Below are 11107 nucleotides of genomic sequence, written 5' to 3' on the forward strand. Positions count from 1 at the left end.
CGAAGGCGGGGATGACGAAGGAGGAGGCGCCTGGTCCGTCTACCCCGCCATCCGCACCCAGTCCCCGTCCTCCACCACCACGCCGTCGGCCACCAGCCGGTCCACCGTCTCGCGGGCGAAGCCCAGGGCGTCCCCGGCATGGCTGCCCGCATGCGCGTCCACGGCGTGCCGCAGCACGGGCGTTTGCACGATCCAGCGCTGCAGCGCCTCGCGCGGCTGGGCGCGGTGCTCCAGCAGGTGGTAGGTGACCAGCGCCCGCGTGGCGTACTGGTGGTGTTTCAGCGGCGCGGCCCTGAAGGCCTCCAGCCGCCGCCGCGAGGCGGCCAGCGCCGCGGGCACGCCGGTGAACGCGTCGCCATGGCCGGGCAGGACGAGCCGGGGCCGCAAACCTTCGATCAGGTCCAGCGCCCGCTGCGCCTCGTCGAAACCGGCCTCGCCCACCAGCTCCGGAAAGATGATCGCCAGCCGCTGCTCCCACAGCGCGTCGCCGCTGACGAGCGTGCGGCTCGCCGGCTCGAACAGCACCACGGCGTGCGGGTCGTGGCCGGGGGTGGCATGAATCTCCCAGTCGCGCCGGCCCAGCCGCACGGTGTCGCCGGGCCGCAGGAAGCCGTGGACCTCGAACGGCTCGAACTGCTGGTCCATGGCGTGGAAGCCCAGGCCCTGCGCGTCCCAGGGCTGGACATGCGGCGCGTAGCCCGCGGGCACGGCCAGCCGGGCCTGCGGCCAGCGGCGCAGCAGCGCGGCGTTGCCGCCGCAGTGGTCCGAATGCAGGTGGGTGTTGTAGAGGCGCGCGAGCGGCTGCCCGGCCAGCGCGTGCTCCAGCAGCGCCAGCGTCTGCGTGCCGTGGGTGACGTAGCCGCTGTCCACCACCGCCGCGCCGGCCTCGCCGCCGCCGGCAAACACCACGTTGTTGGCCGAGAGCCAGCCGCGCACCAGCAGCTGGGCGCCCAGGGCGCGCAGCGTGTCCGCGGGAGCGCTTGGAACGTCGGGATCGGCGGGCATGCGGCGGTACTTCTCAGCGGGTGGGACGAAGGCGGCGCGAGCATAGCCGCGGGCCGCGGCCGTCCGCGCCACGGGGGCATGCCCGCTGCCTACCATGCGCCGCGCCGGCGGCTGGCGCCGGACGAGCATCACCCCCCGCAGCAGGAGACAAGACACATGGCACGCATTGGATTCATCGGCGCTTCCGGCCTCATGGGCCACGGCATGGCCAAAAACCTGCTCGCGCACGGCCACGGGCTGCGCCTGGCCGTGCACCGCAACCGCGAGCGCGTGGCCGACTTGCTGGAGGCGGGCGCCGTCGCGGTGGACAACGCCGCAGCCGTCGCCCAGGGCAGCGAGATCGTCTTCGTCTGCGTCACCGGATCGCCGCAGGTCGAAGCGGTGGTGCTGGGCGAGGGCGGCCTGCTGGCCGGCGCCGCGCCCGGCCTCCTGATCGTGGACTGCTCCACCAGCGAGCCCGGCTCCACCGCCCGGCTGCGCGAGCGCTGCGCCGCGGACGGCGTGGCGTTCATAGACGCGCCGCTGGCGCGCACGCCGGCGGAGGCCGAGGCCGGGCGGCTCAACGTCATGGTCGGCGCCGAGCCGGCCGCGTTCGCCCGCCTGGAGCCCGTGCTGCGCTGCTTCGCCGAGAACGTGTTCCACGTCGGCGTGCCCGGCGCCGGGCACACGGTGAAGCTGCTCAACAACTTCATAGGCCAGGCCATCTGCACCGCCACGGCCGAGGCGTTCGCGGTCGGCCAGCGCTCGGGGGTGGACCTGAAGAAGCTCGTGGAGCTGCTGTCGGCCGGCCCGGTGAATTCCGGCCTCTTCCAGGCCATGGCCAAGTCGCTCATGGGCGACCTGGCGGGCATCCGGTTCGGCCTGGACAACGCGCGCAAGGACTTGCGCTACTACACCCACCTGGCCGAGGAACTGGCCGTGCCCAGCGTGATGGGCGAGGCGGTGCACCAGTCGCTCACGCTGGCCAGCGCGCTGGGGCATGGCGACAAGTTCGTGCCCTCGCTGGTGGAGGCGCAGGAGCAGCTCAGCGGCGCGCGCATCGTGCCGCGCTGAGCGCAGGGGCCGGGTGTAGGGGCCAGGGCAGGCGAAGGGGCAGGGACACGGCGCTTGCGGCGCTCCGGTGTTTTTCTTGATGTCGCGCAAGCCGCGGGGCTCAACAGCGCCCGTTTCGAGCCGATGAGCGGGCTGGGTGCGGCCCCGCCGAGGGAGGCCGGAGGCCGTGCCCCGCCAAGAATTACCCGGGGGATGTTTGCCCATGCTGTCCAAGAAGTCGTCGTTCCCGCTGCTGGCGCTGGCCGCCGCAGCCGCCCTGACCCTGCAGGCCGCGCCCGCCGCGGCCCACCAGCGTCCCGGCGTCACCCCCGCGGCTGCCGCTGCCGCCGCCGCCGCGGCTGACGTGACCGACCGCCTCATCGTCAAGTACAGCAGCGCCGTCGACGCGGCCGCCCCCCCGGCCGCCGCGCAAAACCGCGCCAATGCCGTGCTGCAGACCCACGGCCGCAAGCTGGGCTACCTGCGCCGCACGGCCGGCGGTGCCCATGTCTTCAAGCTGGACCGCGCCGTCTCCGTGGCCGAGCTGCGCCAGATCGCCCAGGAGCTGCGCAACGGCGACGCCGACGTCGAGTACGCCGAGCCGGACCTGCGCATGCAGCCCCAGTTCACGCCCAACGACGCGAGCTACGGCGCGCAGTGGGACTTCTTCGAAGCCACCGCCGGGCTGAACCTGCCGACGGCCTGGGACAAGTCCACCGGCGACGGCGTGGTGGTGGGCGTGATCGACACCGGCGTGCGCCCGCATGCTGACCTGGCCGCCAACCTGCTGCCGGGCTATGACTTCATCGCCGACGCCACGCTGGTGGCCAACGACGGCGACGGCCGCGACGCCAATCCTGCCGACCCCGGCGACTGGACCACCGCCGGCCTGTGCTACAGCGGCTCGGCCGCCAGCAACAGCAGCTGGCACGGCACGCACGTGGCCGGGACCATCGCCGCGCAGACCAACAACGGCGTGGGCGTGGCGGGCGTGGCCTTCAACGCCAAGGTGCTGCCGGTGCGCGCGCTGGGCCGCTGCGGCGGCTACACCTCCGACATCGCCGACGCCATGGTGTGGGCCGCGGGCGGCGCCGTGTACGGCGCGCCCGTGAATCCCAGCCCGGCGCGGGTGCTCAACCTGTCGCTGGGCGGCACGGGGGCCTGTCCGACCACCTACCAGAACGCCATCAACACGGTGCGCGCACGCGGCACGGTGGTGGTGGTGGCCGCGGGCAATGCCAACACCGACGCCATCAACACCGCGCCGGCCAACTGCGCGGGCGTGGTCACGGTCGCGGCCGTGAGCCGCGCGGGCGGCAAGGCGTCCTACTCCAACTACGGCAGCGTGGTGGACCTGGCCGCGCCGGGCGGCGACAGCGGCGCGGGCATCCTGTCCACGCTCAACAGCGGCACCACGGTGCCGGGCGCGGACAGCTACGCCTCGTACATGGGCACCTCCATGGCCACGCCCCACGTGGCCGGCGTGGCGGCGCTCATGCTCTCGCGCAACCCGCAGCTCACGCCGGACGACGTGGAGACGCGGCTGAAGGCCTCCGTGCGCCTCTTCCCGGCCACCTGCAGCGGCTGCGGCACGGGCCTGCTGGACGCCAACGCCGCGGTGGACGCCGCGGGCACGCCCGTCGCCGTGACCGTCACCACGCTCACCGAGGTGGAGCCCAACGACACGACGGGCAGCGCGCAGTCCCTGGGCACGCTGCCCGTGCGCGTGAACGGCAGCGTCGCCAAGGCCAGCGACAAGGACCACTACCGCGTGGTGATTCCGGCCGGCGGCAGCGTCACCGCCACGCTCACGCCCAACGCCAGTTCCAACTACGACCTGTACCTGCTCAGCAGCACCGGCACGCAGCTGCGCGCCAGCACCCTGACCGGCGCGACGGCGGACCAGTTGACGTACACCAACACCGGCAGCACCGAGCTGACCGTCGTCCTCCAGGTGCGCCGCGCCAGCGGCCTCACGGGCAGCGGCGGCACGTACAGCCTGGCGGTGAGCGGGAATTGAATTCGAATCGGTTGAAACAGAAGATTCAATTATTTTTGAAAGGCGTCCGCGGGAGCGGACGCCTTTTTTGTTTTCAGTAATAATTTTGGGAGGTTTTGGGGTTTGTTTTTCAATAAGGCAATTGCTGTTGGCCGATAGCTGTTTCGCTCCGTCTCTTGCTTCGTCATTCCCGCGAAGGCGGGAATCCAGGGAGCCCCCAAGTCAGCCGCAAGCGCGTTGGTCGGCATACCAAGGCGAAAACCCCCGTGGTTCCTGCGTCGTCTCTGCGCTCCGGCGTGGGGCCGCCTGGATTCCCGCCTTCGCGGGAATGACGAAACGGGGTGCAAGGCGCCTTTGCTGACGGGATGTCGAAATTTGCTGAATTTGTTTTTGGGCTATGCGTGGCGCGATTTGGGCGTCTGAATAATCAATTGCTGTATGAATATATGGTGCCACTTTTCGAATTAATGGCTTGAGTATTTCAATCAATATTTCTGGTGTTCGCCTGACTCCCCTCCAGCAATCCATTGGCCCACCTGGCCTTTCCTCATTCGCCTGCGGGGTGCCCAGCCCGGCGATTGACCGGAGGGCGGCGCGGGCCTTCACTGGCTGCCTACGATGCCGCCCCCCGCGCCCGGCCCTCCGGGCGGCCCGCCCCCATCGTTGGGCAGGTGCTCACCGCAGCCGCGCGGACGGTTCACAGCGTGCCGGCGCTGCCGCCGGCGTCCCTTCGTCTTCCCCCTGGCGCCCATGTCCAAGAAGTTTTCGCTTTCCGTCCTGTCCCTGGCCGCCGCGCTCGCCGGCCTGCACGCGGCGCCGGCCGCGGCGCTGGAGCGCGATGCCGCGCCGGCCGCCTCCGGCGCCCCCGCGTCCGCCGCCGCTTCGGCGGCGCTCACCGACCGGCTCATCGTCAAGTACCGCAGCGCCGAGCGCGCCGCCGCGCCCTCGGCCGCGTCGCAACTGCGCGCCTCGGCCATGACGCAGCGCCACGGCGTGAAGCTCTCGCACCTGCGGCGCCTGGCCAACGGCGCGCACGTCTTCAAGCTGGACCGGCCGCTGAGCGGGGCGGAGCTGCGCCAGGTGGCCGACGACCTGCGCAACGGCGACGCCGACGTGGAGTACGCCGAGCCGGACGCGCTGATGCAGCCCCAGTTCACCCCCGACGACGCGCGCTGGAGCGCGCAATGGCCGCTGCACGACGCCACGGCCGGGCTGCGCGCCCCCACGGCCTGGGAGAAGTCCACCGGCGCGGGCGTGGTGGTGGCGGTGGTGGACACGGGCGTGCGTCCGCACCCGGACCTGCTCGCCAACCTGCTGCCCGGGCGCGACTTCATCACCGACGACACCGTCGCCCGCGACGGCGACGGCCGCGACGCCGACCCCACCGACCCCGGCGACTGGACCACCGCCGGTGCCTGCTACTACGGCTGGACCGCCACCAAGAGCACCTGGCACGGCACGCACGTGGCCGGCATTGTCGCGGCGGTGGCCAACAACGGCGTGGGCGTGGCGGGCGTGGCCTTCGGCGCCAAGGTGCTGCCGGTGCGCGTGCTTGGGCGCTGCGGCGGCTACACCTCCGACATCGCCGACGGGCTGTTTTGGGCCGCGGGCGGCAGCGTCGCCGGGCAGCCGGACAACCCCACGCCGGCGCGCGTGGTCAACCTGTCGTTGGGCGGCGCGGGCGCCTGCAGCGTGACCTACCAGAACGCCATTTCCGGCGCGCGCGCGCTCGGCGCCGTGGTGGTGGTGGCCGCGGGCAACGGCGCGATGGACGTGGCCAATTCGCAGCCGGCCAACTGCCCCGGCGTGGTCGCGGTGGCGGCGGTCAAGCGCAGCGGGGGGCGGGCGTCCTACTCCAACTACGGCGCGGGTGTGGCGCTGGCCGCGCCGGGCGGGGACAGCGACTATCCCGTGCTCTCCACGCTCAACGCCGGCACCACCACGCCGGGCGCGGACAGCTACGGCGGCCTGCGCGGCACGTCCATGGCGGCGCCGCACGTCTCCGGCGTGGCGGCGCTCATGCTGTCGCGCAACCCCGGCCTCACGCCGGACGAGGTGGCGACGCGATTGAAGAACGCCGCGCGCCCCTTCCCGGCGGCGTGCAGCGGCTGCGGCGCGGGGCTGCTGGACGCCAATGCGGCGGTGGACGCCGCCGGCGGCGGCACGGCCTCGGTGCCGGACGTGGCCGACGTCGCCGACACCGAGCCCAACGACAACATCGCCCAGGCGCAGAGGCTTGCCACGCTGCCCGCGCTGGTGCGCGGCACGCTGCGCAGCGCAAGCGACCTGGACCTCTTCGGCGTGAGTCTGGCGGCGGGCCAGGCGCTGACGGCGCGCCTGACGCCCAACGCGGAGTCGAACTACGACCTCATCGCCGTGGACGCCTCCGGCGCCCGGCTGGCCGCCAGCACGCTCACCGGCTCGCAAACCGACACCGTGACGGTGCGCAACAACGGCACCGCCGCCATGGCCGTGTACCTGCGCGTGCGCTGGATCAGCGGCACGACGGGCGACGCGGGGACGTACCGGCTGGCGGTGGAAGTGAATTGACGGATTGAGGATAAAAGCGGAGGAGGGGCCGGGCTGGTGAATGCCAGCCAAAGACCGGCCCGCAGCGCACTCCGATCCGTCATTCCCGCGAAGGCGGGAATCCAGGCGGCCCCCAAGTCGGCCGCCAGCTCATAGGCCGGCGTTTTGGGGTCAAAAACCTCGCGTTCCTGCAGTACCTCTACGTTCCAGCGTGGGGCCGCCTGGATTCCCGCCTTCGCGGGAATGACGAAGTAGAAGGCGAGGCGCCCTGGCTTGCGGGAAGCCGATGCCGGCCTTGTTCGCCAGGGCATGGCGCTGATCAGCCGCTTCGCTTTGGCACGCCGGATCACTTCACCGGAATCGGCGTGCCCCCATCCACCGCCACCACCGTGACGCTGTTCTGCGGCGAGCCTTCGATCACTCGCTCCGAGTAGGTGAGATAGACCAGCGCGTTGCGCTTGGGGTCCACCATGCGCACCACGCGCAGCCGCTTGAACACCAGCGAGATGCGCTCGCTGAACATCTCCTCCTGCTTGGGCAGCGGCTTGCCGCCGGGGAAGCTGATGGGCCCCACCTGGCGGCAGGCGATGGAGGCGTCGGACTTGTCCTCGGCCACGCCCAGCGCGCCCTTGATACCGCCGGTCTTGGCGCGCGAGACGTAGCAGGTCACGCCCACCACCTTGGGATCGTCGTAGGCCTCGACCACGATCTTGTGGTCCGGGCCAATGAGCTTGAAAACCGTGTCCACCTCGCCGATGGGCTCGGCATGGACCGTGGCAGCAGTGGCCGTCAGCAGCAGGGGCAGGAGCAGGCGCTGGATCTTGGGCATGGGGGTCTCTCCCGGTGTTGGTGTGGTGGCCGCGGCGCCGGGGGCGCTCGCGGCGGGGAAGGGCTGGGCCGATTGTCACCAGCGCCGGGCGGGCCCGACGCATCGGGTACAAGGGCGCCGTGCGCCGGCCGCGCCGCCCCTGCAAGCGGGCTTCCCGCCGACGGGCGTGGTCCGCGCAGCGCAAGAAGGCATTCCCATGAGCGACGAAAACCAGATCTACCTCCCCGACTCCTTCCTCAACCTGTACCGCGACGCCCGCCAGCGCCTCACGGCCCCGCTGGCCGACATACGCGCGCGCTACGAGCTGTGCGAGGACCTGGCGCAGCAGCTGGAGGAGCACGCGCGCGGCCGCAGCATCCACGCCCACGGCTCCGAGGTGGACTTGCTGCTGCGCTACCACGCCGGCCTGGCCGACCCCGAAGCCGGCTTCAGCGCCGCCGAGGCGGTGTGGGTCATCAAGCGGCTGTCGGAGCTGCTGGGCTGGGAATGCCCGGCGCTGCCGGGGGACGAGGCGCCGGCCGCCTGAGGCGCACAGGCCGCGCGGCGGCCTTCACCGCGGCGTCTTCCACCCGCCCGCATCCGCCGAGCCGCCGCGCAGGAGTTGCTCGTAGCTCGAAATCACCTGCGCCCCGAACAGCAGCACGGTGGCGGCGATTTCCAGGCTCAGCAGCACCACGATGGCCGTGGCCAGCGACCCGTAGACCACGTTCACCTTGGACAGCGTGGCGAAGTACCACACCAGCACGTGGCGGCTCACCTCCCAGCACACGGCCGCCGTCACGGCGCCTATGAGCGCGTGGCGCCACTTCAGCCGGCCCACGGGCATGACCATGTAGATGGCGCTGAGCACCAGCACCTCGCCGCCAAAGCCCAGCAGGTACAGCAGCACGGCCGAGAGCCGGTCCAATGAAAAGTCGTGGTCGAAAAGCTGCACCGTGTCCGAGCCCAGCGTCTGCAGGGCGCCGGCCACCAGCGTGATCAGCAGCAAGCCGAAGCCCAGCGCCAGGATGCAGCCGTAAGGCAGCAGGGCCGACACCAGGAAGTGCCGCCGCCGTATCGCCACCCGGTGGAAGAAGATCACCGACATGGCGTTCTCCAGCACCGTGAAGGCCAGCGAGCTGAAGAACAGCATGGCCGCCATCAGGAAGACGCTCACCGTGTCGCGGTTGGCCAGGAAGGTGTCCAGCTCCGCCACCAGCGGCTGCGACTGCCCCGGCAGCAGCCAGGCCAGGTAGCGCGAGATGGTGGCGAGCAGCTCCCGCGCGTCCACCAAGTGCGACAGCGCGATCACGCTCAGGATGAGCAGCGGCACCAGCGACAGCAGCGCGTAGTAGGCGAGCGCGCCCGCCAGCAGCAGGCCCTGGTTCTTGCGGAAGGCGCGCAGGCACCCGGCCAGGAAGCGGCCCGGGTGGCGCAGCAGCTCGGTGGCGGCACGCGACATGCGCGTGCCTGGAGCAGGGAACGGGCCCGGGGCAGGGCGGGGGCCAACCCGCCGCGGGCCAGGTGGGGAAAGTCAGTGCGCCAGGTCTTGCGGGCCGGCGGGGGTGTCGTCGATGTCGCGGGGGCCCAGGGCGGCGCTGCGGATCACGGATTGCGCCTCCAGGAAGGCGCGCGTCTCGGCCACGGGGTTGCGCCGCGCCTGCGCGTCCTCGCCCGGGGGCACGTGGTTGCACAGGCGGGCATGCCCCATGCCTTCGAGCAGGCAGCGGCCGGTGGCGCGGTCCCACAGCCAATAAAAGCCTTCGAGCATGGTCACGATCTGCAGCGGCGTGGCCGTCACCAGCGTGTGACGGTAGCCGTCGGTGTCGTAGAGGGACCTGGTCACGTCGAGCTGGAGCTTCTTCATGGCGGAATACAACGGGTACTGCGGAGGCGGCGGGTGGCGCGGCGCCGGAGCGGTCCGGCGATGCGCAAGCATGAGGCTGGCCGCCCGCGGGGCATGGGCGGAAAAGCGCGGTGCGGTGCGGGCAGTTTGGTGCTTCCCCGGGCTTTCCCCGTACCGAGCATGATGGAGCGCGTGAACAAAACCACGATCCCCTCCGACCCCGCCGCGGCCGAGCGCCTGGCCGCGCTGGTGCGCATGAAGCGCATCGCCCTGGGGCTGCTCGGCGCGGCGGCCGTGCTCTACGCGCTGGCCACCATGCTTGGGCGCAGCCACCCGGGCTGGCATTACCTGGCGGCCTTCGCCGAGGCGGCCATGGTGGGCGCGGTGGCGGACTGGTTCGCGGTGGTGGCGCTGTTCCGCCATCCGCTGGGCCTGCGCATTCCTCACACGGCCATCATCCCCACCAACAAGGCGCGCATAGGCCGCAACCTGGCCAACTTCATCTGCAACAACTTCCTGGGCACGCCGCAGGTGTTGGCCAAGCTGCAGGAGTTCGACGCAGGCACGCGGCTGGCGCACTGGCTGGCCGAGCCGCGCCACGCCGAGCAGATGGCGCAGCACCTCTCGGCCGCGGCGCGCTACCTGCTCTCCACGCTGGACGACGAGCGCGTGCGCCACTTCCTGCGCAGCTCGGTGGTGGCGCGGCTGGAGAAGGTGGACGTCTCCTCCCTGGCCGGCGAGCTGCTGGCGCTGCTCACGGCCGACCGCCGCCACCAGGCGCTGCTGGACGAGCTGCTGCAGCAGCTTGCCGGGCTGCTGGAGGACGAGGGCGTGCAGGAGCGCATGGCCGAGGTGGTGGCCTCGGAGCTGCGCGTGCTCAAGCTGGTTGGGCTGGACGCCGTGGCCGGGCGGCTGGCCACGCGCAAGCTGATCTCGGCGCTGGGGAATTTGATGGCCGACATGGGCAGCGACCCCGACCACCCGCTGCGGCTGCGCTTCGACGACTTCATGGTCCGCAGCATCGAGCGGCTGCGCGACGACCCCGCGCTGCGCGAGCGCGGGCGCGAGCTGCAAAGCGAGTGGCTGCGCCACCCGGCGCTGGCGCAGTACCTGCACGGCCTGTGGGACCAGTTGCTGCAGTGGTTGCAGGCGGACCTGCAGCGCTCCGAATCCAGCCTGCGCCAGCGCGTGGCGCAGGGCGCGCAGGGCCTGGGCAAGCGGCTGCTGGAGGATGCGGCCATGCGCGAGTGGATCAACGCGCAGCTCATGCAGGCCGCGCCCGCGTGGATAGAGCGCTACCGCGAGGACATACGCGGCTACATCGTGGCCCGCGTGGACGCCTGGCCGACCGAAGAGCTGACGACGGAGCTGGAGCGCAACATCGGCCGCGACCTGCAGTTCGTCCGCATCAACGGCACGCTGGTGGGCGGGCTCATTGGGCTGCTGATTCATGCGGTGACGGTGGCGCTGGGGGGATAACTACTGGAAACCTTAAGGAATATTTTGTCTTCGTTTTGAATAAATATTGTTTCATTTATTTTTTGGCGTTGTTTTGCTTTTCATGAGTCGCTCAGCGCAGCTAAGCGCAGCGAGTCGATTTAAACAAAAAATGGCTGCTGGCAATCCAAGTGCAAGCATGTAGATTGTTATAAAGAAATATAATGCATCACTGGTGCCTTTTGAGCCAAAAATTTGAATCATAAATGACTTTCCAAGTATTAATGAAGATGTGGAGAAAAAGCAAAGTGCGATATATGTTATGAGAATCAGAATTTTTAACATGTTTCTATACCAACGCCATGCATGTCTTTTTCGTCTCCAAAAGAAATTTATATCGTACCTATTGAATTTAATGAGCTTTTTTGCCGCCAAATAGTCAGAAATAATT

Annotated in this window: 10 protein-coding genes; 5 read left to right on the forward strand and 5 right to left on the reverse strand. The window is 70.2% G+C overall.

The genetic code is table 11. From position 1 onward, the window contains the following. Window positions 1-39: 39 nt before the first annotated feature. The gene (locus tag ALA01S_RS28800) at window positions 40-1005 is read right to left on the reverse strand and encodes an MBL fold metallo-hydrolase (protein ID WP_084268052.1); all 966 of its coding nucleotides are present in this window, start codon (window positions 1003-1005) and stop codon (window positions 40-42) included. A 156-nt stretch (window positions 1006-1161) separates the two neighbouring features. Between ALA01S_RS28800 and ALA01S_RS28805 the strand changes: the two genes are divergently transcribed. The 3 genes from ALA01S_RS28805 to ALA01S_RS28815 all read left to right on the forward strand — a co-directional run bounded on the left by ALA01S_RS28805 (window position 1162) and on the right by ALA01S_RS28815 (window position 6586). Then, window positions 1162-2058, forward strand: coding sequence for an NAD(P)-dependent oxidoreductase (locus ALA01S_RS28805; protein WP_066342791.1), 897 nt, complete (start codon window positions 1162-1164; stop codon window positions 2056-2058). 202 nt (window positions 2059-2260) lie between these two features. Then, the gene (locus ALA01S_RS28810; protein ID WP_066342792.1) at window positions 2261-4057 is read left to right on the forward strand and encodes a S8 family peptidase; all 1797 of its coding nucleotides are present in this window, start codon (window positions 2261-2263) and stop codon (window positions 4055-4057) included. Between the two features lie 729 nt (window positions 4058-4786). After that, on the forward strand, window positions 4787-6586 hold the full coding sequence (locus ALA01S_RS28815) for a S8 family peptidase (RefSeq protein ID WP_066342794.1): 1800 nt from the start codon (window positions 4787-4789) through the stop codon (window positions 6584-6586). Between the two features lie 325 nt (window positions 6587-6911). Here ALA01S_RS28815 and ALA01S_RS28820 read toward each other — a convergent pair whose 3' ends face one another. Next, complete coding sequence (locus ALA01S_RS28820; RefSeq protein ID WP_066342798.1) at window positions 6912-7394, reverse strand: CreA family protein; 483 nt, start codon at window positions 7392-7394, stop codon at window positions 6912-6914. Between the two features lie 196 nt (window positions 7395-7590). Between ALA01S_RS28820 and ALA01S_RS28825 the strand changes: the two genes are divergently transcribed. Further along, on the forward strand, window positions 7591-7920 hold the full coding sequence (locus ALA01S_RS28825) for a hypothetical protein (RefSeq protein WP_066342801.1): 330 nt from the start codon (window positions 7591-7593) through the stop codon (window positions 7918-7920). A gap of 24 nt (window positions 7921-7944) precedes the next feature. Here ALA01S_RS28825 and ALA01S_RS28830 read toward each other — a convergent pair whose 3' ends face one another. Both ALA01S_RS28830 and ALA01S_RS28835 read right to left on the reverse strand, forming a co-directional pair. Then, window positions 7945-8835: a YihY/virulence factor BrkB family protein gene (locus ALA01S_RS28830; protein WP_066342804.1), complete on the reverse strand. Its 891-nt coding sequence runs from the start codon at window positions 8833-8835 to the stop codon at window positions 7945-7947. A gap of 72 nt (window positions 8836-8907) precedes the next feature. Next, window positions 8908-9240, reverse strand: a complete 333-nt coding sequence (locus ALA01S_RS28835; RefSeq protein ID WP_066342806.1) for a hypothetical protein — start codon at window positions 9238-9240, stop codon at window positions 8908-8910. 171 nt (window positions 9241-9411) lie between these two features. On the opposite strand from ALA01S_RS28835, the gene ALA01S_RS28840 reads away from it, so the two are divergent. Further along, window positions 9412-10698 carry a DUF445 domain-containing protein gene (locus tag ALA01S_RS28840; protein ID WP_238455997.1) on the forward strand — a complete coding sequence of 429 codons (1287 nt, stop codon included), beginning with the start codon at window positions 9412-9414 and terminating at the stop codon, window positions 10696-10698. A gap of 51 nt (window positions 10699-10749) precedes the next feature. Here ALA01S_RS28840 and ALA01S_RS34510 read toward each other — a convergent pair. Continuing rightward, window positions 10750-11107: hypothetical protein (locus ALA01S_RS34510; RefSeq protein ID WP_218011544.1), on the reverse strand; the 358-nt coding region annotated here is incomplete at its 5' end.

Origin of the sequence: Azohydromonas lata NBRC 102462, assembly GCF_001571085.1 — a bacterium.
Lineage (GTDB): Bacteria > Pseudomonadota > Gammaproteobacteria > Burkholderiales > Burkholderiaceae_C > Azohydromonas > Azohydromonas lata.

What these genes read in the sequence shown, in the direction of transcription:
- ALA01S_RS28800 (WP_084268052.1), bottom strand. Translation starts at nt 1,005, where the DNA reads ATGCCCGCCGATCCCGACGTTCCAAGCGCTCCCGCGGACACGCTGCGC.
- ALA01S_RS28805 (WP_066342791.1), top strand. Translation starts at nt 1,162, where the DNA reads ATGGCACGCATTGGATTCATCGGCGCTTCCGGCCTCATGGGCCACGGC.
- ALA01S_RS28810 (WP_066342792.1), top strand. Translation starts at nt 2,261, where the DNA reads ATGCTGTCCAAGAAGTCGTCGTTCCCGCTGCTGGCGCTGGCCGCCGCA.
- ALA01S_RS28815 (WP_066342794.1), top strand. Translation starts at nt 4,787, where the DNA reads ATGTCCAAGAAGTTTTCGCTTTCCGTCCTGTCCCTGGCCGCCGCGCTC.
- ALA01S_RS28820 (WP_066342798.1), bottom strand. Translation starts at nt 7,394, where the DNA reads ATGCCCAAGATCCAGCGCCTGCTCCTGCCCCTGCTGCTGACGGCCACT.
- ALA01S_RS28825 (WP_066342801.1), top strand. Translation starts at nt 7,591, where the DNA reads ATGAGCGACGAAAACCAGATCTACCTCCCCGACTCCTTCCTCAACCTG.
- ALA01S_RS28830 (WP_066342804.1), bottom strand. Translation starts at nt 8,835, where the DNA reads ATGTCGCGTGCCGCCACCGAGCTGCTGCGCCACCCGGGCCGCTTCCTG.
- ALA01S_RS28835 (WP_066342806.1), bottom strand. Translation starts at nt 9,240, where the DNA reads ATGAAGAAGCTCCAGCTCGACGTGACCAGGTCCCTCTACGACACCGAC.